The 20,047-nt window shown below is 74.5% G+C and carries 21 protein-coding genes and 1 pseudogene; 11 read left to right on the top strand and 11 right to left on the bottom strand.

The window, feature by feature from the left end; translation table 11 throughout:
- Window positions 1-119 precede the first annotated feature (119 nt).
- Window positions 120-1,625: an alpha/beta hydrolase gene (locus tag ABZ135_RS21065; protein ID WP_356697743.1), complete on the top strand. Its 1,506-nt coding sequence runs from the start codon at window positions 120-122 to the stop codon at window positions 1,623-1,625.
- Between the two features lie 134 nt (window positions 1,626-1,759).
- On the opposite strand, the gene ABZ135_RS21060 is transcribed toward ABZ135_RS21065, so the two are convergent.
- Window positions 1,760-2,425, bottom strand: a complete 666-nt coding sequence (locus ABZ135_RS21060) for a Tat pathway signal sequence domain protein (protein ID WP_356697742.1) — start codon at window positions 2,423-2,425, stop codon at window positions 1,760-1,762.
- Window positions 2,426-2,853: 428 nt separating this feature from the next.
- Here ABZ135_RS21060 and ABZ135_RS21055 point away from each other — a divergent pair, with 428 nt between their 5' ends.
- The 3 genes from ABZ135_RS21055 to ABZ135_RS21045 all read left to right on the top strand — a co-directional run bounded on the left by ABZ135_RS21055 (window position 2,854) and on the right by ABZ135_RS21045 (window position 4,913).
- A complete protein-coding gene (locus tag ABZ135_RS21055; RefSeq protein ID WP_356697741.1) occupies window positions 2,854-3,558 on the top strand; it encodes a TetR/AcrR family transcriptional regulator in 705 nt (234 codons plus the stop codon).
- 243 nt (window positions 3,559-3,801) lie between these two features.
- On the top strand, window positions 3,802-4,455 hold the full coding sequence (locus ABZ135_RS21050) for a DUF6230 family protein (protein WP_356697740.1): 654 nt from the start codon (window positions 3,802-3,804) through the stop codon (window positions 4,453-4,455).
- Between the two features lie 2 nt (window positions 4,456-4,457).
- On the top strand, window positions 4,458-4,913 hold the full coding sequence (locus ABZ135_RS21045) for a DUF6114 domain-containing protein (RefSeq protein WP_356697739.1): 456 nt from the start codon (window positions 4,458-4,460) through the stop codon (window positions 4,911-4,913).
- Window positions 4,914-5,060: 147 nt separating this feature from the next.
- Here ABZ135_RS21045 and ABZ135_RS21040 read toward each other — a convergent pair whose 3' ends face one another.
- Window positions 5,061-5,423, bottom strand: a complete 363-nt coding sequence (locus ABZ135_RS21040; RefSeq protein WP_356697738.1) for a helix-turn-helix domain-containing protein — start codon at window positions 5,421-5,423, stop codon at window positions 5,061-5,063.
- Between the two features lie 71 nt (window positions 5,424-5,494).
- Between ABZ135_RS21040 and ABZ135_RS21035 the strand changes: the two genes are divergently transcribed.
- Complete coding sequence (locus ABZ135_RS21035) at window positions 5,495-6,391, top strand: NAD(P)-binding domain-containing protein (protein WP_356697737.1); 897 nt, start codon at window positions 5,495-5,497, stop codon at window positions 6,389-6,391.
- A 157-nt stretch (window positions 6,392-6,548) separates the two neighbouring features.
- Here ABZ135_RS21035 and ABZ135_RS21030 read toward each other — a convergent pair whose 3' ends face one another.
- Both ABZ135_RS21030 and ABZ135_RS21025 read right to left on the bottom strand, forming a co-directional pair.
- Window positions 6,549-7,718 (bottom strand): lactate 2-monooxygenase, encoded by a 1,170-nt coding sequence (locus tag ABZ135_RS21030; protein WP_356697736.1) that lies wholly within the window; start codon window positions 7,716-7,718, stop codon window positions 6,549-6,551.
- Between the two features lie 121 nt (window positions 7,719-7,839).
- Window positions 7,840-8,421, bottom strand: a complete 582-nt coding sequence (locus ABZ135_RS21025) for a Type-2Aa cytolytic delta-endotoxin (RefSeq protein ID WP_356697735.1) — start codon at window positions 8,419-8,421, stop codon at window positions 7,840-7,842.
- Between the two features lie 182 nt (window positions 8,422-8,603).
- On the opposite strand from ABZ135_RS21025, the gene ABZ135_RS21020 reads away from it, so the two are divergent.
- Together ABZ135_RS21020 and ABZ135_RS21015 are read left to right on the top strand one after the other, a co-directional pair.
- Window positions 8,604-9,752 carry a YncE family protein gene (locus ABZ135_RS21020; protein ID WP_356697825.1) on the top strand — a complete coding sequence of 383 codons (1,149 nt, stop codon included), beginning with the start codon at window positions 8,604-8,606 and terminating at the stop codon, window positions 9,750-9,752.
- A 127-nt stretch (window positions 9,753-9,879) separates the two neighbouring features.
- A complete protein-coding gene (locus ABZ135_RS21015) occupies window positions 9,880-10,443 on the top strand; it encodes an NUDIX hydrolase (protein WP_356697734.1) in 564 nt (187 codons plus the stop codon).
- Here ABZ135_RS21015 and ABZ135_RS21010 read toward each other — a convergent pair.
- Window positions 10,422-10,763, bottom strand: a complete 342-nt coding sequence (locus ABZ135_RS21010) for a VOC family protein (protein ID WP_356697733.1) — start codon at window positions 10,761-10,763, stop codon at window positions 10,422-10,424. The two genes, ABZ135_RS21015 and ABZ135_RS21010, sit on opposite strands and share 22 nt — an antisense overlap.
- A gap of 13 nt (window positions 10,764-10,776) precedes the next feature.
- Window positions 10,777-11,547: a methyltransferase domain-containing protein gene (locus ABZ135_RS21005; protein ID WP_356697732.1), complete on the bottom strand. Its 771-nt coding sequence runs from the start codon at window positions 11,545-11,547 to the stop codon at window positions 10,777-10,779.
- A 28-nt stretch (window positions 11,548-11,575) separates the two neighbouring features.
- On the opposite strand from ABZ135_RS21005, the pseudogene ABZ135_RS21000 reads away from it, so the two are divergent.
- The 4 genes and pseudogenes from ABZ135_RS21000 to ABZ135_RS20985 all read left to right on the top strand — a co-directional run.
- Window positions 11,576-11,806: pseudogene (locus ABZ135_RS21000) on the top strand (MerR family transcriptional regulator); the annotation flags it as partial.
- A 361-nt stretch (window positions 11,807-12,167) separates the two neighbouring features.
- Complete coding sequence (locus ABZ135_RS20995) at window positions 12,168-13,031, top strand: DUF6585 family protein (protein WP_356697731.1); 864 nt, start codon at window positions 12,168-12,170, stop codon at window positions 13,029-13,031.
- A gap of 183 nt (window positions 13,032-13,214) precedes the next feature.
- Window positions 13,215-14,393: a phosphodiester glycosidase family protein gene (locus ABZ135_RS20990; RefSeq protein ID WP_356697824.1), complete on the top strand. Its 1,179-nt coding sequence runs from the start codon at window positions 13,215-13,217 to the stop codon at window positions 14,391-14,393.
- 176 nt (window positions 14,394-14,569) lie between these two features.
- Window positions 14,570-15,367, top strand: coding sequence for a VOC family protein (locus ABZ135_RS20985; protein WP_356697730.1), 798 nt, complete (start codon window positions 14,570-14,572; stop codon window positions 15,365-15,367).
- Window positions 15,368-15,470: 103 nt separating this feature from the next.
- Here ABZ135_RS20985 and ABZ135_RS20980 read toward each other — a convergent pair whose 3' ends face one another.
- From ABZ135_RS20980 to ABZ135_RS20960, 5 genes are all read right to left on the bottom strand, one after another.
- Window positions 15,471-17,042, bottom strand: a complete 1,572-nt coding sequence (locus ABZ135_RS20980) for a hypothetical protein (RefSeq protein WP_356697823.1) — start codon at window positions 17,040-17,042, stop codon at window positions 15,471-15,473.
- A gap of 178 nt (window positions 17,043-17,220) precedes the next feature.
- Window positions 17,221-17,415 carry a hypothetical protein gene (locus tag ABZ135_RS20975; protein WP_356697729.1) on the bottom strand — a complete coding sequence of 65 codons (195 nt, stop codon included), beginning with the start codon at window positions 17,413-17,415 and terminating at the stop codon, window positions 17,221-17,223.
- A gap of 125 nt (window positions 17,416-17,540) precedes the next feature.
- Window positions 17,541-18,173 carry a hypothetical protein gene (locus tag ABZ135_RS20970; RefSeq protein ID WP_356697728.1) on the bottom strand — a complete coding sequence of 211 codons (633 nt, stop codon included), beginning with the start codon at window positions 18,171-18,173 and terminating at the stop codon, window positions 17,541-17,543.
- Window positions 18,170-18,853, bottom strand: coding sequence for an ATP-binding cassette domain-containing protein (locus ABZ135_RS20965; RefSeq protein ID WP_356697727.1), 684 nt, complete (start codon window positions 18,851-18,853; stop codon window positions 18,170-18,172). The genes ABZ135_RS20970 and ABZ135_RS20965 overlap by 4 nt, the downstream gene beginning before the upstream one ends.
- Entirely contained in the window at window positions 18,846-20,015 is a 1,170-nt protein-coding gene (locus tag ABZ135_RS20960) for an ABC transporter ATP-binding protein (RefSeq protein ID WP_356697822.1), read from the bottom strand. The genes ABZ135_RS20965 and ABZ135_RS20960 overlap by 8 nt, the downstream gene beginning before the upstream one ends.
- Window positions 20,016-20,047 lie beyond the last annotated feature (32 nt).

The following is a 20,047-nucleotide window of genomic DNA, read 5'->3' as shown; positions in this document are numbered from 1 at the left end:
CACCAGCGTACGGAGGGCCTGTCCTTGAACCTCCCCCTGGGGGAGTTCCTACGGTGCCGACGGCCACGCAGCACGGATGTGGCGCGTGGGGTCGGTGCGAGGCGAGGAGTGAGTGCGTGATGACGGCTTTCGTGTTGGTGTCGGGGCCCTTCACCGGGGGGTGGGTGTGGCGGGACGTGGTGGCGCGGCTGCGGGCGGCCGGGGCCGAGGCGTACGCCGTGACGCTCTCCGGCATGGAGCCCGGCAGCACCCTCGGGGCGGCGGACGTGGATCTCGATACCCATGTCGAGGACGTGGTGCGGGTGGTCGACGGCATCGTGGCGGCCGGGGCCGGTGAGGTGGTGCTCGTCGGGCACGACTACGGGATCCATCCGGTGCTCGGGGCCGTCGACCGGCGGCCGGATCGGTGCGGCCGGGTGGTGTATCTGGACGCGGGGATGCCGGCGGACGGTGATCCGGCGACGGCCTCGCTGCCGGAAGGGTCCGTCGCCGGGGCGGCCGGCGGGCTCGTGCCCGCCCCGGTGGGCGCGGAGTGGGAGCGCTGGGGCAGCACGGCGGGTCTGTCCGCCGAGGCCCTGGAGCGGCTCGACCGGCTGGCCGTGCCGCAGCCCGTGCGGACGCTCACCCAGCCGCTGCGGCTCACCGGCAACCCCTTCGACCGGCCGACGACGGGGGTGCTGTGCACGGCGAACGGTTCGGGGATCTCGATGGTCGAGATGCTGGTGGCGTCGGGACCGCCGCGGTTCCGGGTGCTGGCCGATCCGCGGGTCGGTTTCTTCGAACTCGGCACCGGTCACTGGCCGATGCTCTCCACGCCGGGCCCGCTGGCCGAGGTGCTGCTCCGGGCCGCGGCCGACGAGGGGACGCGGCTGTCCGTACCGGCGTCCGCCGGGGCACGGCCCGCCGACGCGGGGACCTTCCCGCTCGACGTACCGGAGCGGCCGCGGGAGCGCCGGGGCCGGGTCGACCTGCATCTTCCGGAGGCGGAAGGGCCGCGCCCCGCCGTGCTGTTCGTGCACGGCGGCCCGGTCTCACCGGACCAGCGGCCCACTCCGCGCGACTCCCCGACCCTCCTCGGGTACGGGCGTCACGTGGCCGGCCTGGGTGCGGTCGGCGCGACCCTGGACCACCGGCTGTACGGGCTCGCGGACTATCCGCGGGCGGCGGAGGACGTCACCGAGGCAGTGGAGCTGGTCCGTGCGGACCCCCGGGTCGACGGGGAGCGGATCGCGCTGTGGTTCTTCTCCGCCGGCGGTCTGCTCGCGGCGGACTGGCTGGCGGCGCCGCCGTCGTGGCTGCGGTGCGTGGCCCTGACCTACCCGGTCCTGGCGCCGCCGCCGGACTGGCGGGCGGTGCCCGCCCGCTTCGACCCGGTGCGGGCGGTGGGGGCGTCGAGCCCGCCGGTGGTGCTGACCCGGGTGGGCCTGGAGCACCCGGCCTTTGGGACGACGGTCGACGCCTTCCGTACCGCCGCCGATCGCGCGGGCGCGACCGTCGACCTCGTCGACCTCCCTCGTGCCCACCACGGCTTCGAGACGACGGAGCACACCGAGGAGACCCGAGCGGCGGTGGCTCGCGCGGCGCGTGCGGTGCTGCGGTACGTGGCGGGCCCGGCACAAGCGTGAGCGCGGGGACGGGCACGGATCCGACACAGGCATGAGTCGGGGACGGGCCTGGGCCGGGGACGGCAGGCGGAAGGGGCGGCACCGGTGGCCCTACGGCTCCGGCGCCGCCCCGCCCTACGGGGCGCTGGGTCGGGTCAGTTGACGAACACCACCGGGCTGCCGGTCTGGCTGGTGTCGCGCACCGGTCCGTACTTCGCGCTGAAGTAGCCGTTGGCCGGGCAGGTGCTGGGGCCGCTGTACTTGGTGAAGTGCTGGTTGGCGAAGGTGAGCGAGTTGTCGGTGTTGGAGGGGGTCGCCGTCAGGCTGCCGGCCCGGTAGACACAGGTCGTGACGCCGAGGATCGTGTTGATCTTCAGGGTGGTCTGGATCGGGCCCGCGGCCCCCGCGGAGACCGTGAGCGCTCCGCCGGAGGTGACGGCCGCGGCGAACGGCAGGTTGTTGACGGTGATGCTCTGGACGCCCGTGGCGCCGCTGATGTTGGTGGTGCAGTTGCTGAGGGTGTGGGCCGTGACCGTCTCCGTGGCCGTACCGGGCGCGGTCGGGTTGCTGTTCGCCGTGGCGGTGAACGCCGAGCTGTTGCAGGTGATGCCGCTGCTGCCGCCCTGGGTGGTGACGATCTTCGCCTGGGACCCGGAGGCCAGGGAGGCGGAGAGGACGTCACCGGAGGCGACCGCGGGGCCGGTCGGGCTTCCGGTGGTCAGGACGTTGCCGGCGGAGGCGGTCGCGGAGGCGGAGGCGGTCACCGCGAGCACGGCGGCGACGGCGGCACCGAAGGCCGCGGAGAGAACACGCTTGTCCATGGGGGTTCCTTTCGCACGATGGCGGAGGGTGGAAGAACGCGATGGTCGGCGTGGATGCGGTGCGCGCACGGGGGACGTACGCGCACAGGGGGAGTACGAGGGGGTGCGCCGTGGTGGGGATCACGCACCGGGCGGCACGCCGGACCCGGCCGCGGGGGACGGGGAGGCGGTGGCACGGAGGCGCGGTGACACGACGGCACCACGAGGGCGACGGCCGCCGCCGGAACGATCCGGCGCCACGGATCTCCGGCAGCGGTGTCGCGATACGGGGTGGAGCGTAATACTCGGTGTGCGGTGCGCGGCGGGGGCGCATCCCGTCCCACTGGGGTGCGGCTCCACCGGATCGCCCGGAGCACCGAGAGGAAAACCCACGAGGGTTGTAATCCTGTCGAGTATGTGACGTCAACAACCGCAGAAGGATGTGGCCGATGACGAGCGTTCGCGGTGCCGAGGAGGAACTGGTCCTGCCCGGGGCCCGTACGGGCCGCGAGCCCGAGCGCTCGCTGCGCCCCGGGCCGCGCCGGCTGACCCCCGAGCAGGTGGCCTCCCGGCAGCGGGAGCGGCTCCTGGACGGAGTGGCCCGCACGGTCGCGGCGAACGGCTACACGGGCGCGCGGATCAGCGACATCTGCCGCACCGCCGGGGTGACCCGCCCGGTCTTCTACGAGCTGTTCTCCGGCAAGGAGGACGCGGTGCTCGCCGCGTACCGGGGCGGTACGCAGACGGTGCTGCGGGCCATGCAGCGGGCGTACGACGAGGCCGGGGGCGCGGGCGACTGGCCGGTCGCGGTGCGGGCCGGGCTGCGGGTGCTGCTGGCGCTGCTCGCGCAGACGCCGGCCTTCGCCACGATGGTGGTGGAGATCGAGTCCATCGGGCCCGCGGGGCGCCGGGCGCGCACCGAACTTCTGGCCGGTTTTCGCCGGTTCTTCGCGGACGCTCCGCCGGGGCCGGCCGGGGTGGAGCGGGCGGAGCTGGTGGACACGGTGGTGGGGGCGGTGCACGCGGCGGTGCACCGGGCGGTGGACGAGGGCCGGTTCGCGGACGCGAGTGAGGGGTCCGATGGGCTTCCGGGGCTCCTGGACGTGCTGGTGCATGTCGTCGTGACGCCGTTCGCACGCCCCGAACGGGGCTGAACGGCCGGCGGAGCCGGCAGAGGACGATCGGCGGGGCGACGCTTGACCGAGTGCCTGAAAGATCGTCAACAGGCTTTTGTTACTGACTAGTTGACGCGAGTTATAACCGCGCGTACGGTCCGTTTCGGTTCCCTGCGGCACGGCCGCCTCCGCACGAGTCCGGGAAGACCCAGGTGGATGGGGGAACCGTCCGCGCCAGGACGTCGCCGCGCTCCGTTCCCTCATTCATGTCAGGAGCACCGCATGGCCCTGTCCGAAGGCACCACCGACCCCACTCCCCCGCCCTCGCCGGGCGAGGCGGAGCGACGCGGCGGGGTCCGCTACCGCCGCGCCGCCCTGATGGGCGTACCCGCGCTCCTCGCCGCGAGCACCCTGGTGGTGCTCACCGCCCAGGGCGCCCTGGCCGCCCAGTTCGCGATCTCCGGCCTGCCGTTCACCGTCACCGCCGACACCCTGGAGGGCACCGGCTTCGGGCAGTTCGGCGCGCTGGACAACATGGCCGAGGGCAGCCCCAACGCCGGGGACACCGGCGGCCAGGTGCTGGTCATCGTGACCGCGATCCGCGAGGCCAAGCTCACCAACCTGTGCCAGAGCGTGGAGCTCGGCGGCACCCATCTGCTGATCACGGCCGGCAACAAGGGCACCCCGGTCAAGGCATCCGGTCTGACCACCGACTCGACGGCGATGGCCGCCAAGGCGGCGGAGTTCGACAACATCGAGATCGGCGGGGACGCCAGCACCTTCGACAAGCCCCCGGTGAAGGGCCCGCTGGGGTCCTTCGGCCAGCAGGCCGACACCGTGAGCATCAAGAACGTGCGGCAGACCAACTACGCCACCACCGCGACCCGGTTCACGCTGCCCGATCTCCACATGGGCTTCAGCTCGAAGGGCTGCTGAGCGTGGCGCCGGGCACGGACGAGGCCGTCGCGGCTACCCCGGCGGCGGAGCGCCGGCGCCGGCACCCCTGGCGGGCCTTCCGGCGCTGGCGGCACCGCCGTCCGTTCGGGGCGGGCCTCGCGCTGGCGCTCGGCGGTGCGGAGATCCTGGTGACCCAGCGGGCGAGCGTGTCGGTGGTCCTCGCGGCCGGCGCGGACAGCCTGGCGGGCTATGTGCTGCCGATCATGATGATCGTCTGCGGTGTGCTCATCGTGGCCAACCCCCGCCAGCGGCTGTTCTATTCGGTGATCGGTGTGCTGGCGTCGCTCGCGACCTGGGTGACGTCCAACCTCGGCGGCTTCTTCGTCGGGATGCTGCTCGGTCTGGTGGGCAGCTCGCTGGCCTTCGGCTGGCTGCCCGACCGGCCCCGGCGCCGCCGATGGCCGCGGCGGGGCCGCCGTACCGGTGAGGCCGGCTAGCCGGCCTCACCGGGGACGCGACTCACCCTCACGGGGCGGCCGGAGCCCATGTCCTACCCACTTTTTTGTGGGTACTTGTGAGGCGACGGCCGCCGGGAGAGCCTGGTGACAGCCGAACGAAAGGAGATCGACGAGGCGACAGGAACCTCAGGACACGGCGCGTTCCGCTTCCGCTTGCGCGACGAGCCGGTCCAGCCGGCGGTGGCCCCACTCCGACAGCGGAGCCAGCGCCTCGGAGAGCTCGCGGCCCTCGTCGGTCAGCGAGTAGACGGTCTTCGGCGGCAGCACGTCGTACACCTCGCGGTGCACGAGACCGTCCTCCTCCATCTCCCGCAGCGCCTGGGTCAGCACCTTCTCGCTGATCTCCGGCACCCTCCGGCGCAGTTCGCCGGGCCGGTGCGGGCCGGATTCGAGCAGCCAGAGCAGCAGCGTCTTCCACTTGCCGTCGATCACCGCGACGGCGGCGGTCACGCCGCACACGTTCGTCTGCCTGGTCCGCATGCGCGCCATCGTCCTCGTCCTTCTCTTTCGCCTGTTCGGCGTCTCCGCTTTCCTGCCTTCCGTTATAAGGGAGTTCCGTCATGTCTTCTTCCCCTCAGCCCACGCCGGAGCGGTCCGTCACCGTGATCGGACTCGGCCCCATGGGCCGGGCGCTGGCCGGCGCGTTCCTGGCCGCCGGTGTGCGCACCACCGTGTGGAACCGCACGCCGGGCCGTGACCGCGAGCTGGTCGAGCGGGGCGCGACCGGGGCGGCGAGCGCCGCCGAGGCGGTGGCGGCGAGCCCGCTGACCGTGGTCTGCCTGGTCAACTACGACGCCACGGACGCCGTGCTGCGCCAGGAGGAGGTCACGGCCGCGCTCAAGGGGCGCACCCTGGTGAACCTGAGCGCCGACATCCCGGAGCGGGCCCGGGACACCGGGCGGTGGGCCGCCGACCACGGCATCGCCTATCTCGACGGCGCCATCATGACGCCGACGCCGACCATCGGCACGCCCGCGGCCGTGTTCCTGCACAGCGGTCCGGCGGACCTCTACGCGGAACACCGCGCGGTGCTCGACGCCTTGGGCGGCACCCACACCCACCTCGGGGAGGACGTCGGCCGCGCGGCGGCGTACGACATCGCGCTGCTCGACATCTTCTGGACCGCGATGACGGGCTACGCCCACGCGCTCGCCCTGGCCGGCGCGGAAGGCGTCTCGCCGCGCGAGCTGGCCCCCTTGGCGCAGGGCATCGGAGCGATCCTGCCCCCGCTGTTCCAGGAGCTGGCCGAGGACGTGGAGAGCGGCACCTTCTCCGGCGAGGGCAACCCGCTCACCTCGGCGGTGTCCACGATGACCCATGTCGTCCACGCCTCCGAGGCCCACGGCATCGACGCGGGCGTGATGCGGGCCGCCGAGGCCATCGCCCGCCGCACGGTGGCGCTCGGCCACGGCACGGACGGCTTCTCCCGCATCGCCGAGGTCCTCGGCCGCCGGTGATCCCGCCCCGGGGGGCGGGAGGTGGGCGGCCCCGGGCAGGGGCGGTCGCGAGGACCGCGCGTCCGGGGCCACATACCGCCCCTGTGCTCCCACGCACGCCGGCTGCCGAGGCCCGGCGGATGGTGGCGCGGCGGGGGCGGCCCGCCCGGGCCGGCCGTCAGAGGCGGCGCAGGGCTCCGTCCGCCCGGAGGTGCGCGAGGGTGGGGTAGCCGTCGACGGCCATGACGAGGTCGGCCTCGGCGAGCAGGGAGCGCAGGACGTGGACGATGCCGGCCGTGCCGTCGAGGGCGAGGCCGTAGGCGTAGGGGCGGCCGACGGCGACGGCGGTGGCGCCGAGGGCGAGGGCCTTGACGGCGTCGGCGCCGCTGCGAACGCCCGAGTCGAAGAGGACCGGGAGTCCGTCGGCGGCCGCCACGACGTCCGGCAGGGCGTCGAGGGCGGGCAGTCCGCCGTTGGCCTGGCGCCCGCCGTGGTTGGAGCAGTAGATCCCGTCGACTCCGCCGTCCCTGGCCCGGCGGACGTCCTCGGGGTGGCAGAGGCCCTTGAGGATCAGCGGCAGATCGGTGAGGGAGCGCAGCCACGGCAGGTCGTCCCAGGTCAGCGGGTGACCGAAGATGCCGGTCCACTCCAGGACGGCGGCCTGGGGATCCTCCTCGGGCGCCTTGGCCAGCCGGGCCCGGAAGACCGGGTCTGAGGTGTAGTTGGCGAGGCAGTGGCCGCGAAGCTGGGGGAAGTTGCCGGTGGCGAGGTCACGGGGACGCCAGCCGGTCACCCAGGTGTCGAGCGTGACGACGATGCCGCGGAATCCGGCCGCCTCGGCGCGGTGCACGAGGCTCTCGGCGAGGGCGCGGTCGGTCGGGGTGTAGAGCTGGAAGAAGCCCGGGGTGTCACCACAGGCCGCGGCGACGTCCTCCAGCGGGTCCACGCTCAGGGTGGAGGCGATCATCGGCACACCGGTCGCGGCCGAGGCGCGGGCGGTGGCGAGGTCGCCGTGCCCGTCCTGGGCGCAGATGCCTATGACGCCGACGGGTGCCATGAGCAGCGGGGTGGACAGCGGGATCCCGAACAGGTCGACGGACAGGTCGCGCCGGGCGGCGCCGACCATCATCCGGGGCACCAGGCCCCAGCGGTGGAACGCCTCCACGTTGGCGCGCTGGGTGTGTTCGTCGCCCGCGCCTCCGGCGACGTACGACCAGACGGAGGGCGGGAGCGCGGCCTCGGCGCGCCGCTCCAGTTCGGTGAAGGTCATGGGCAGTTTCGGCAGCGTGCCGAAGAGTCCGCCCAGGTAGATCTCGTTCTGATAGTCGCCGAACCGCTCGTTCGCCATGCCGTGGTCCCCTTCCGCCGGTCTCCCCGTGTCGCCGGTCCTCGCCGCGGGGGGACGTTACCGCCCGGTACCCGCGGGTGGCCATGGCCCGGGACGGCGGGCCGTGACGGATCGCGGAAGGTCAGGCGGCGACGGCCGCGAGGTCCTGGCGGACGACGATCGCGTTGAGACGGAGGGCGAACGGGGCGGTGTCGGTCATCCGCAGCGCGCCGACCCGGGCCTTGTCGAGGCCGATGGTGACGTCGATGCAGAAGGCGATGGCGTACAGGTAGGCGCCGGTCTCCTCGTCCTGCAGGGCGAAGAACAGGTCGCGGTAGTAGCGGGTGCGGTCGGGGCCCTCCTCGTAGTAGGAGAGGCCGGGCATGCCCTCCTGTTCGGCGAGGCCGGTGAAGGCGCTCACGAGTTCGCGCTCGATGGTGTCCCAGAAGGACGCCTCCGCCGACTCGGGCGGCAGGGCCTGGCGTACGGCCTCCTTGAGGGAGAGCACCATCACCAGGACGGGGGCCTCCTCCTGGAGGCCCCAGCCGCGGACCATCCGGACGATGTCGCTGTCGGGGATCGCCGCGGCGGCGTCGCGGATGTGGTCGAAGTCGAAGTTCACGGTCGCGGGGGCGATGGCCTCCTGGAAGGCGCGGCCGAGGGCCTCCGCCTGGGCGAGGTGGGCGGGGCCGACCTCGATGACCGTCTTGAAACTGGCGGCCAAGACTCCTCCTTAAACATTCTGTTGATCAAGGGGGCGACAGTATGCCCCAGCGGCCGGGAGGCGCGAGCGGCGGGTCAGCCGATCGGTTGACCCGGGGCCGGTGGGAGCGGACGGACCATGGGATACGGGGGCGGGCCGCCTTCCGGTGCGCTCCCCCACCTCCGCCCGTCCGCCCGTGCCCTCTGGGAGCTCCGCCCGTGAACCGATCCCGCGCCCTCGCCGTGCTGGCCGCCTCCGTCGCCCTGCTCGCGGGCTGCGGCGCCCAGGGCGGCCCCGCGCCCGCCCCGTCGGCCGGGAGCCGCCCGGCGACGGCCGCCCCGCCCGCGGCGAACGCGGCGCCCTCGCCGTCGGGCCGCACGCCCGAGGGCACGCTGCTGGTCGCCGACTTCGGCTCCGACACCGTCACCTTCGTGGACCCGGCCCGGGGCCCGTTCGCCTCCGTCGAGGTGGGCACCGCACCGTACGGCCTGGTCGTCGGCGCCGACGGACGCGCCTGGGTGGCGACGGCCGAGGGGGTGGCCGTCGTGGACACCGCGACCCGTACGCGGCTCGCGCTCGTGCCGTACCGGACCGCGTCGGGTCCCGTGACGGACGGCGAGTACCGGGGCGGCGGCATGGGCATCGCGCTGTCCCCCGACGGCCGCCGGGTCTACGTCGGCGTCAACGTGCCCGGCGGCAACGGCGCGCTGGAGGTCGTCGACACCGCGTCCCTGAAGGTCACCGGCCGGGTGCCGGTCGGCCGGCGCCCCTTCGACGTGGACGTCTCGCGCGACGGCTCGGAGGTGTACGCGACGAACCACGACTCCTTCGACGTGACCGTCGTCCGGGCCGACACGCTGCGGACCCGTCGGATCGAGGTGGCCCCGTACGGCACGGAGGGCGGGCTCGGCTCCTGGCTGAAGCCCCACTACGCGGCCGTACGGCCCTCGGACGGGCGGCTCCTGCTGCCCTTCGAGGGCGAGCGGCTCGTGGTGGTCGATCCGCGCACCGGCCGCTCGGAGATCCGGCCGATGACGGCGAACACCCACCAGCACGGCGTGACGGTCACCCCCGACGGCACCCTCCTGACCGTCGGCACCGGCCCCATCGATCCCGACACCGACCGAGGGCCCTCGCTCACGGTCCGCGCGCCGGACGGCTCCGAGCGGGTGTACCCGCTGGACGGTCCGCACGAGGACGTCGCCGTGTCCGCGGACGGCCGCACCGCCTACGTCACGGGCGGCTTCACCCGCGACGGGTATTGGGACGGTCTGACGGTCGTGGATCTGACGGACGGTTCCGCGCGGCGCCTGCCGGCGGGGTCCCGCCCGCTGGGCATCGCGGTCCTGTGAGGCGGCCGGCCGGCGCGAGGTCCGGCCTGTGCGGGGTCCGGCCGTGACGGCTCCGCCCCGCGAACGGCGGATCGGCTCCATGGTGTTGGCTGGGAGGCGTCACCGACCCGGCACGAGGAGATCCGCCATGACCGTCCCCGCCCACCGCAACGCCCAGCCGCCCGACGCCCAGGCTTCCCTGGGCGCGGGCGTGGTCGTGACCGACGAAGCCGGACGGGTGCTGCTCGGTCTGCACCGTTCGGGCGTCTGGGAGCTGCCCGGCGGCAAGGTGGAGCCGGGCGAGTCGATCGAGCAGGCTGCGGTGCGTGAACTCGCGGAGGAGACCACGCTCGTGGCCTCGCCGGCCGACGTCTCCGTGATCGGGCTGATCCTCGACACGGCGACCTCGGCCGCGCTCACCCGGATGACCGCGGCGACGGTCGTCCACGCCCACACGGGAACGCCCGCCGTGGCCGAGCCGGACAAGATCGACCGCTGGGAGTGGTTCCCGCCCGACCGACTGCCGGAGTCCCTCTTCCTCCCCTCGGCCCAGGCCCTGGGCTTCTGGGTCCCCGGACTGCCCCTGCCGAAGGGCCCGTTCCACCGGTACGCGATGGAGCCGCGCCCAGCCGGCGTCCGAGGCCGAGAGCAGGGACAGGGACAGGGACGGAGGCAGGGCCGGGAGCAGGGTCAGGGTCCGACGTACTCGTAGACCCCGCCGTGCGGGTGCCGCAGCACCGCACGGTGTCCGTTCGGCGTCGGCGCGGCCGGTACGACCACCTCGGCTCCGGCCGCCACGGCCTCCGCGACCGTCTCGGACACGTCCGCGACCGTCAGCGTGGCGGCCACCCGGGCCACCTGCGCCACGGCCTCGTCCGAGCCGCTGAACAGCAGGAAGGGTCCGACACTCGCCAGGTCGACCCCGGCGTGGGCGAAGCGGTGCGCGGGAGCGCCGGTCAGCTTCTCGTAGAAGGGCACGGCCGCGTCGAGGTCGTCCACGCGCTGCCGCGCCACCACGGTTCCTATGGGCATGTGCGTGATCATCTCATCGTGTCGCGGCGGCCAGGAAGAGCGGCAGGGCCAGGAAGAGGCGGTCCGTCTCGGCCCTGCGGCGCTGCTCGGCGAGCCAGTCCCTGACCTCGGCCGAGCCGAACGCGCCCGTGGCACGCGCCGCCTCGGCGATGCCGGTGATCAGCGGAAGCATCTCGGTGCCGGTGTGCACGTCCGTCCTGACCTCGACGGTGACGTCCGTGAAGCCGGCGTCGAGGAGGAGCCCGCGGTAGGCGCGGGCGGCACGCGGGGACGGGACGCGGTCGGCGCGGGCGTGGACGAGCCGCCGGGTCAGTCGCGGCGCGTCGGAGTCGAGGACGAGGGTGTCCCAGTCCTGGCCGACGAGCACGATCCGGCCACCGGGCCGGAGCACCCGGTGCGCCTCGGCGGCGGCGCGGGCCGGGTTCTCGAGGGCGTGGTAGACCTTGTCGGCCCGGTAGCCGTCCAGGCTGCCGTCGGCGTACGGGAGTTCGGCAGCGGCCGCGCGCAGGAAGGGCGGCCCCGGGTGGCGGGCGCGGGCGAGCGCGAGGGCCTCCGGGTCGATGTCGGCTCCCTCCGCCCGTACGCCCCGCGCGGCCAGCTCGGACACGGCCCGCCCGGTCCCGCAGCCGACGTCGAGGACCCGGGCGCCGGGGGCGGCGGCGAGGAGCTCGTAGGTGTCGGCGCGGAGCCGTCGCGCCGACGGAAGGTCGTCGAAGCGGTCGAGCAGGGCGAGAAGACGGGTGGTCGGGCTGGGGTGCGGCTGGGCCGCCGACGGCATGGACATGCGCCCCACGCTGCCGTTTCATGTCGACATGAAGTCAAGCGAACAGCCGGACACCGAGCGGCCGTTGACCATCGGCGCGCTGGCCGGCCGCTTCGGACTCGCGACGCATGTGCTGCGGCACTGGGAGAGCGTGGGTCTGCTGAACCCGGCACGGGACGCGGCGGGCCGGCGGGTGTACGGGGCGGCGGACGCGGTCCGGACGGCGATGATCCTGCGGGCGAAGGAGGCGGGGCTCTCGCTGGAGGCGATCCGTACGGTGCTCACGCCGCCGGCAGAGGCGGGAGAACCCGCACAGCCCGCACAAGCCGCAGACGCCGCAAACGCCGGAGCGCCCTCAGAACCCGGAGCATCCGGAGATCCCGCGGAGCTCGCCGGTCCCAGCCGCTCGGGCGACCCCGGCGCTCCCGCCGGCTCCTCCCGTCGGCGCGAGGTGCTGCTGCGGCGGGCGGTGGTGCTGCGGGGCGACATCGCCCGGGCGCGGGCCCAGTTGGAGCTGGTCGAGTGCGCGCTGGAGTGCCCGTACACCGACCCGGCCGACTGCCCGCACTTCCGCCGGGCGGTCGCCGGCGCCCTGGCACGGCCGGGCGGCCGCTGTCATCATGCCGACGGGGGGATGCGCGATGGGGCGGTCGGACCGGGTGAACGTACCTCCGCCGGACGAGACGGCGACACGGGCGGCGCGGGAGGCAGGACTCGGGGTCTATCTGCGGGGGTTCCGCGCCCGGCACGAGGCTGAGGAACGGCCGTCACGCCGACGGCCCTTCACGCCCTTCCTGGTCCTGCTGCTCGCGGGCGCGGCCCTCGTGCTGCCGGCCCTGGCGACGCGTCTGGTGGGGCCCGGTCTCGGCGTACCCCTGTTACTGCTGCCGTTCGGGGCCCTGGGCTGGTTCCTGTGGCGGTCGTTCCGGGCGCCGGCGGCGCCGCTGCGGCCCGGGGAGTACGTGTACCTGTACGAGCGGGGTCTGGTCTGCCCGGGCGAGGGCGGCACCGCGCGGGCCGTGCCCTGGCGGTCGGTCACGGCGATGCACCAGGACGTCACGCGGACGTACGTCAACGGCGGTTACACGGGCACGCACTACGCGTACCGGCTGCGCACCGGCGCGCGGCAGGGCGTGACGGTCGGCGGCTTCCTCGACGAGGAGACGGTGCCGCGGCCGAGCGATCCGCAGATCCGCGAGCTGGCGCAGATCGTCCTCGACGAGACGCTGCGCCGGGCGATGGCGCCGGCGGTGGCGGCCCTGGAGGACGGTGAGCGGGTCGAGTTCGGCGAGGTGGCGCTGCACGCGGAGGGCATCGGGCTGCCCTCGGGGACGGCGCCGTGGGAGCGGGTGCGGCGGTTCGAGTGGCGCGGCGACGGTCTGGTCGTGGTGCGGACGGCGGGGGCCGGCCGGTGGGCGCGCGAGGCGAAGGAGATCCCCGACTTCCCGGTCTTCTGGGCCCTGGTGAAGGAACTGTTCCCGCACGCGCGCGAGTTCCGCCGCTGAGTGGCCGGATCCGGTGTCACCCGAAGGTGTGTCTGGCGGACTCCCGCTGTCGTTGGGACATTGAGGGGAGCTCCGGGGGCGTCCCCGGGGCGTAGGGGAGCCGGGTGGGGCCGGGGAGTCCCGGGGAGTGCGGGGGGATCTGTGACGTGTCGACGGACGCGGCCGCGTACGGTCGTGGCCCTGCTGCTGGCCTGGTGCGCGGTGGCGCTGGGGCTCGCGCCGGGTGCGGCGGGGGCGGAGACCTGGCGGGAGCTGGCGCCGGGGGTGGCGTACCGCAGCTTCGAGACGACGGCGGCGGCGGGGAAGGTGCGGGTGCATCTGGTCTCCGTCGACCTGCGCCGCCAAGGCGTCGAGGTCGGTCTGCTGCATTCGGGCGTCGTGGCGGCGCGGGCGCCGCTCTCCCGGCTCGCGGACGCGCGCGGGGCGGTCGCCGGGATCAACGGGGACTTCTTCCATCTCTCGGAGGCGCAGCACCCGGGCGTGGAGGCGACGGGTGCGCCGGTCGGGCCGGCCGTCGCCGACGGGCGGGAGCTGAAGGCTGCGGTGCCGCGCGGTCAGCGGTTCGGGCCGGCGCTGCCGCCGGGGACGGGGACGCGCGAGGTGTTCGGGGTGGGGACGGACCACCGGGCGCGGATGGGCCGGCTGGTCCTGGACGGTGCGGTCGACGCCCCGGAGGGCTCGTTCCCGCTGGGCGGGCTCAATCAGTACGCGCTGCCCGTCGGGTCCGTCGGCGTGTTCACCGCCGCGTGGGGCGGCGCCTCGCGGATGCGCGCGGTGTGCGGGACGGACACCGACCGCGCGGCGCCGTGCAGCAAGGAGACGTACGAGGTGTCGGTGCGCGGCGGCCGGGTGGTGGCGGTGGCGGACAGCCCGGGGCGCGGTGCGGTGGCGGCGGACACCGAGGTCCTGGTGGGGCGGGAGGAAGGGGCCCGGCGGTTGCGGGCCCTGGCGGTGGGCGACCGGGTGAAGGTGCGCCACCGGCTGGTCGCGGAGGGCTCCCCCGTGCCGTACCGCTTCGCTCTCGGCGGCCATCCCCTGCTGCGTGACGGCGCGCCGCTGGCCGGTCTGGACAAGGTCACTCCGGCGGTGCGGACGGCGGCGGGGATCAAGGACGACGGGCGGGGGGTGCTGCTGTTGGCGCTGGACGGCTCGCCGGGCCTCGGGCGGGGGATGACCCTGGCCGAGGTCGCGGCGCTGCTCGCGGAGACGGGGGCGCGGGACGGTTTCAATCTGGACGGCGGGGGCTCCTCGACGCTGGTCGCCCGGGCGGCGGGCGAGGCGTCGGTGACGGTGCGCAACCATCCGAGCGGGGGTGTCGAGCGGGCCGTGCCGAACGGTGTCGGGGTCTTCGCGCGCGGCTGAACGGAGACGGGGACCCACCGCACGGGACGCCGGACCGGACGCCGGACGGGACCCGGGCGGGACGCCGGCGGAGGGACCCGGGCGGGTGGTCACGGTGGGTCACCGAGCGGAGTGGGCCGGTCGTGGCTAGCGTGGCCGGTGAGACAGAGACGTCATCGATCGGAAGCGAGTACGTCATGCCCTCACGACCTGAAGGCACCCCGGTCTGGACCGACGCGATGTTCACGGACATCGAGGGCGCGAAGTCGTTCTACGGCGACGTGCTCGGCTGGACCTTCGGCGAGTCCTCCTCGGAGTACGGCAACTACACCCAGGCATACAAGAACGGCAAGGCGGTCGCGGCGGTGGTGCCGCCGATGCCCGGCCAGGACGGCGAGCCCAAGTCGGCCTGGTGTCTCTACTTCGCCTCCCCCGACGTCGCCGCCACGGCCGAGAAGATCAGGGCGGCGGGCGGCGCGGTCCTGATGGAGCCCATGCAGGTGGGCGACTTCGGCTCCATGTGCCTCGGGCAGGACCCGACGGGCGTCGTGTTCGGCGTGTGGCAGGCCGGCGTCCACGAGGGCTTCGAGCTCGAGGGCGAGGCGGGCAGCTATGTGTGGGCGGAGGTGTTCACCCGCGAGCCCGCGAAGGCCGACGACTTCTTCACCACCGTCTTCGGCTTCCGCTCGAAGAAGATCAAGGACGAGCAGATGGACTACCGGGTCTTCGACCTCGGTGCCGATCCGGTGCTCGGCCGGATGGTGATGACGCCGGACGACTTCCCGGCCGACATCCCGGCGTACATCCAGATCTACTTCGCCGTCGACAACTGCGACAAGGCGGTCGAGGCGGCCCAGCGGGCCGGCGGCCGGAAGGTGTTCGGGCCGATGGACAGCCCGTTCGGGCGGTTCGCGGCGCTCCTGGACCCGCAGGGCGCGGCGTTCGCCGTGATCGACGTGCGGACGACGGTCGGCGAGATGCCCGAGATGGAGTGACCTGCGGCCGACCGCCGGTCTGTCACCGCGGACGCCGATGCCCGGGACCACGGGGTTCCGGGCATCGGCACGGCGTGCGCCGGCCGGCCGGTCAGGCGGCCGGTCAGGCGCCGTCGCGGACGGAGACGATGCCGTTGAAGACGCCGACGTACGCGGTGCCGTCCGGGCCCAGGGTGATCGGCGCCCAGTTGTTGTCGTAGGCGGGGCCGGTGCCGGTGAGCCGTGACCAGAGCTTCCTTCCGGTGCGGAAGTCGACGGCCGTCAGGTACCAGGCGTCGACGCCGAGGGCGTGGGGCCGCTTCTCGTAGAAGTAGAGCAGGCCGTTGGCGGTGGAGAGCTTGGGCACGGTGGACGGGGAGCGGACGTCGCTCTCCCAGACGGTGTCGCAGCCGCTGCCGTCGGGGCGGACGTCGACGCGGGTGACGCCGCCGACGACGCCGCGGCCGAAGGTGAGCGAGGTGGGGTTCTCGTAGCCGTAGTTGTTCTCGACGACGAGGTTGTTGCCCCAGGCGATCAGGGAGTTGTCGGTGGTGGAGGCGCCGGGGCCGAAGACCGGGACCCGGCAGACGAGGCGGTCGGCGTCGGCGACGTCCGTGCCGCGCCGGTAGACGAGGACGTTCATGCGGTCGTCGGCGTTGTCGGTGATGGCGACGTAGCGGGCGCCGCCCTGGCCGAAGAGGTCGGGAGTGGTGCCGGAGCCCTGGTTCACGGAGCCGGGCTTGGTGCCGGTGCCCCGGTCGTAGGTCTGCCGCCACTGGACGCGCGGGGTGCCGTCGGCGTCGGCGCGGAAGCTGTAGAGGGCGTGGTCGGAGACGATGGAGACGCCGTCCTCGGCGACGGAGAAGGAGTTCTGGATCTCCTCGCCGTCCAGCCGCACCATGCGCAAGGTGCCGGTGGCGGGATCCAGGGTGCCGACGCGGCCAAGGCGGGTGACCCACCAGAAGCGGCCGTCCCAGTCGGGCATGACGGAGGTGACGGGGTCGCAGACGCCGCTGGGGAAGAGATCGGTCCAGCTCACGCAGTCGTGCGGGACGAGGGAGGTCAGGTCCCAGTCGTCCTCGACGACGAACTCCCAGGCGCCGTCCGGCTTCTGGCGGTGTGCGATGCGCAGGATGTGCTGGCGGGAGTCGGCGAGGACGACCCGGTCGCGGTCGTCGAGAAAGAAGTAGGCGCCGCCGGAGGTGTCCTTGAAGATCTTCTCGAAGTCGAGCCGGGTGACGGCCTCGACGGTGGAGGAGCGCTGCGGCAGCCGGTGCTCGGCGAGGGTGTCCAGGGAGCGCGGGTCGAGCAGCTTGAGCAGGAAGCCGGTGAAGGTGCCGCAGACGGTCACGAGCCGCCCGCCGGCGTCGAAGGTGACGGTGGCGCACTCGCCGCCGAGCGCGGCGATCCGCTCGCTGTCGACGCGCGGGTCCCGGCCGAGCGGCGCGGGGTAGGGGTGGGTGCCGCTGCCGGCGGCGTCGGCGTGCATGCCGCTGCGCCCGTTGGGGGCGAGGTACGGGTGCTGGGGCGGGGCCTCGCCGGCCAGGGGGCGGGCGGTGGCGGGTGCGCCGATGTAGTGCTCGACGAGGCGGTGGCCGGGGGCGAGGGGTATCTCGTCGGCGTGGGCGAGGGGGGCGGCGAGCGCGAGGACGGTCGCGCCCACGGCGGCGGTCAGCGCGAGGGCGCGGGCTCGCAGCGCCCGCGCGGCGCGCGGTCGCCGGGCCGGGGCTCGCGGGGTCGGGGGTCGGGTGGTCACTGGGCTCCTCGGGTCCGTGCGTACGAAGGTCGCGCCGGCGGCCGACGGTAGGCCCGAGGATGGGGGAAGTACAGGGAAATGCCCCGCGTTTCATGGGCACTTCACTGGGGTGAAACGCTCAGGGCTTGAGGCTGGAGACCACGTTGGCGGTGGCGGCCACACCGTTCTGGATCGTGGGCGCCATGCTGGTGCTCGCCAGGAAGAAGCCGAGCAGGGCGCAGACGATCGCGTGCGAGAACTTGAGGCCGCCGCTGCGGAGAAAGATCACGGCCAGGATCAGCAGAAGCAGTACCACGGAGACGGAAATGGCCATCACGCTCACCCTCCTTGCGCCGCACCGGAATTGCGGCGTTCGGCGGACAGTGTGACGTAAGGGACGATCCGGACGGCGGTATGGCGTGGCGGCCATCCGGGTGACATTCCGGTCGCGGCCGTTCCTCAGGGTCTGGCCAAGGCTTCCGCGATGCTCGGGTGGCGGACCGCTTCGAGCTCCTCGTCGGCGAGGAGGGCGGCGATCAGCCGCGCGCTGCCGAAGACCTCGGTGGCGCACAGGTCCCAGTCGGTGAGCACGAACCAACTTCCGTCGACCGCCCACCAGTTGGCGGGGAAGTTCGCCGACAGGGTGGCGTGGTGCGCGGGGGCGTCGGCGAGCCGTCCGAGGCGGGCCGGGAGCGGCCCGTCGGCCCGTTCGATGCCGGCGTGGACGGCGTGACAGGGGGTGTCGGGTCCGGCGGCGCTGTGCTGGGCGAGGAGTTCGACGAGCCGTACGAGGGTCTCGTGGTCGATCTCGCCGTCCGACGGGCCGTCGTGCTCGTCCGTGCCGGGGATGCCCTCGAAGAGCAGGTACGAGGGCGGGTGCGGCCAGTCCTCCAGGCGCCGTCCGGCCGCCGCCAGGATCTCGCGCCAGCGCAGCCGGCGGCCGTCGGCGTCGCGGACGGTGTGCAGGATCCAGCAGCGGTCCTCGAAGCCGTCGGCCGGCTCGTGCCCGAGCTCGGCGTCCGCCCGGTCCAGGACGGGCCGGAGTCCGCCGAGGGGGTGGTCGTCGGGCAGCGGCACCCAGGGGCTCGTCATGCCGCGGTCTCTCCCGGGCGTCCGGCGGCCAGGCAGTCGGCCCATTCGACCGTACGGTCGCACCAGCGTTCCAGGAGCACCCGGTCGTGGCCGACGGCGAGCAGACCGGCCCCGGTCTCGGCGCGATAGGTCTCGACGGCCGCGACGAGGGCGGCGGTCGTCGAGGCGTCGAGCATGGCGGTCATCTCGTCGCAGATCAGCCAGCGGGGCCGCAGCACCAGGGCGCGGGCCAGGCAGGCGCGCTGCAACTGGCCGTCGCTGACCTCGTGCGGGCGGCGGCCGAGGAGGTCGGCGGTGAGGCCGACGGCCGGGACGAGGGCGGCGAGCCGGTCCGGGACCTCGTCGCGGCGGCCGGTCGCGCGCAGCGGCTCGGCGATCAGGTCGGCCAGCCGCAGCCGGGGGTCGGCGGCCAGGCGCGGCTGCTGGAAGACGACGCCGATGGCGGTGCGCAGGGCGCGCGGGGCGCGGTGGCGCCAGGCCCGGATCTCGGTGCCGTCGAGGACGACCCGGCCGGCGTCGGGGCGGTGCAGCAGGGCGGCGACCCGGGCGAGGGTGGACTTGCCGCAGCCGCTGGGGCCGAGCAGGCCGACGGCCTCGCCGGGGGCGACGGCGAGGTGCGCGCCGCGCAGGACGGGCCGGCGCCGGTCGTAGCCGGCGGTGACGTCGGTCAGTTCAAGCACGGGACGCTCCGTCGGGGTGGTGGCAGGCGACGCCGGCGAGGAGGTCGGGACGGGTGGCGCAGGCCCCGCTCGCCACGGCGCAGCGCGGGGCGAAGGCGCAGCCGTCGGGCAGGTTCGACAGTTCGGGCGGCAGTCCGGGGATCGGGGTGAACGTGCGCTCCGGGAGGGCGTCGAGCAGTCCCCTGGCGTACGGGTGCCGGGGACCGGGCTCGCCGAAGAAGCGGTCGGCGGGCGCGATCTCGACGATCCGTCCCGCGTACATGACGGCCACCCGGTCGGCCACCCGCCGGGCCGCGGCCAGGTCGTGGGTGATGAGCAGCAGGGCCTTGCCCTGGTCGGCGTGGCGGCGCAGCTCGTCGGCGGTGCGGTCGACGAGCTCGCGGTCGAGGCCGGTGGTGGGCTCGTCGGCGAGCAGCAGCGGCGCGTCCCCGATGAGGGCGAGCGCGGTGGCCGCCCGCTGGGCGAGGCCGCCGGACAGCTCGTGCGGATACCGGTCGAGGTGCCCGGCCGGGAACGCGGCCCGCTCGGCCGCGGCCTCCGCGGCCGCCCGCCGTTCCCGCCGCGGCGTGTCGGTGAGCGCCCGGACGGTCTCCTCCAACTGCGCCCGCACGGTCCGCACCGGCGTGAGATGCGCCGCGGGACTCTGCGGCACGAGCCCGATCCGCCGCCCGCGTACGGTGCGGGCGAGCGTCCGCTCGTCGGCGGCGAGCAGATCGACCACGCCCGGCTCCCCCGCGCCCTCAGGGCCGCCGTGCGCCCCGGTACCGGCGATGCCCTCGCCGCCCCGGGAGGCCGACGCTCCCCCGCCGTACGAGCCCGTCCTGCCACCCCGCGCGCGGGCGCGGCCCCCGCCGTCGCCCGCGTGCGCTGCGGCGTCGCCGGACAGGCCCGCGCCGTACGCGTCCCCCGAGTCCGCCTCGGCGGAGTCCCGATGCGCGCCCCGACCCGGGCCGCCGGTCAGGAGGGCCGTGCCCTCCGTCTCCGCGTTCGCGGGGAGGAGGCCGAGGAGGGCGGAGGCGAGGACGGACTTGCCGCAGCCGCTCTCGCCGACGAGGGCGAGGCATTCGCCGGGGGCGAGGTCGAAGGAGGCGTCGGTGACGGCGGCGACGGTCCGGCCGCCGCGGAGGCGGAAGCGGACGGTGAGGCCGCGGACGCTGAGCAGGGCGTCGCCGGCGCGTTCGGCGGTGACGGCCT

Source organism: Streptomyces sp. NPDC006339 (assembly GCF_040612775.1).
Lineage (GTDB): Bacteria > Actinomycetota > Actinomycetes > Streptomycetales > Streptomycetaceae > Streptomyces.
This window is presented reverse-complemented; position numbering and strand designations above follow the sequence as displayed.

What these genes read in the sequence shown, in the direction of transcription:
- ABZ135_RS20985 (WP_356697730.1), top strand. Translation starts at nt 14,570, where the DNA reads ATGCCCTCACGACCTGAAGGCACCCCGGTCTGGACCGACGCGATGTTC.
- ABZ135_RS20970 (WP_356697728.1), bottom strand. Translation starts at nt 18,173, where the DNA reads ATGACGAGCCCCTGGGTGCCGCTGCCCGACGACCACCCCCTCGGCGGA.
- ABZ135_RS20995 (WP_356697731.1), top strand. Translation starts at nt 12,168, where the DNA reads ATGGGGCGGTCGGACCGGGTGAACGTACCTCCGCCGGACGAGACGGCG.
- ABZ135_RS21015 (WP_356697734.1), top strand. Translation starts at nt 9,880, where the DNA reads ATGACCGTCCCCGCCCACCGCAACGCCCAGCCGCCCGACGCCCAGGCT.
- ABZ135_RS21005 (WP_356697732.1), bottom strand. Translation starts at nt 11,547, where the DNA reads ATGTCCATGCCGTCGGCGGCCCAGCCGCACCCCAGCCCGACCACCCGT.
- ABZ135_RS21050 (WP_356697740.1), top strand. Translation starts at nt 3,802, where the DNA reads ATGGCCCTGTCCGAAGGCACCACCGACCCCACTCCCCCGCCCTCGCCG.
- ABZ135_RS21040 (WP_356697738.1), bottom strand. Translation starts at nt 5,423, where the DNA reads ATGGCGCGCATGCGGACCAGGCAGACGAACGTGTGCGGCGTGACCGCC.
- ABZ135_RS21065 (WP_356697743.1), top strand. Translation starts at nt 120, where the DNA reads ATGACGGCTTTCGTGTTGGTGTCGGGGCCCTTCACCGGGGGGTGGGTG.
- ABZ135_RS20975 (WP_356697729.1), bottom strand. Translation starts at nt 17,415, where the DNA reads ATGGCCATTTCCGTCTCCGTGGTACTGCTTCTGCTGATCCTGGCCGTG.
- ABZ135_RS21035 (WP_356697737.1), top strand. Translation starts at nt 5,495, where the DNA reads ATGTCTTCTTCCCCTCAGCCCACGCCGGAGCGGTCCGTCACCGTGATC.
- ABZ135_RS21010 (WP_356697733.1), bottom strand. Translation starts at nt 10,763, where the DNA reads ATGCCCATAGGAACCGTGGTGGCGCGGCAGCGCGTGGACGACCTCGAC.
- ABZ135_RS21030 (WP_356697736.1), bottom strand. Translation starts at nt 7,718, where the DNA reads ATGGCGAACGAGCGGTTCGGCGACTATCAGAACGAGATCTACCTGGGC.
- ABZ135_RS21055 (WP_356697741.1), top strand. Translation starts at nt 2,854, where the DNA reads ATGACGAGCGTTCGCGGTGCCGAGGAGGAACTGGTCCTGCCCGGGGCC.
- ABZ135_RS21060 (WP_356697742.1), bottom strand. Translation starts at nt 2,425, where the DNA reads ATGGACAAGCGTGTTCTCTCCGCGGCCTTCGGTGCCGCCGTCGCCGCC.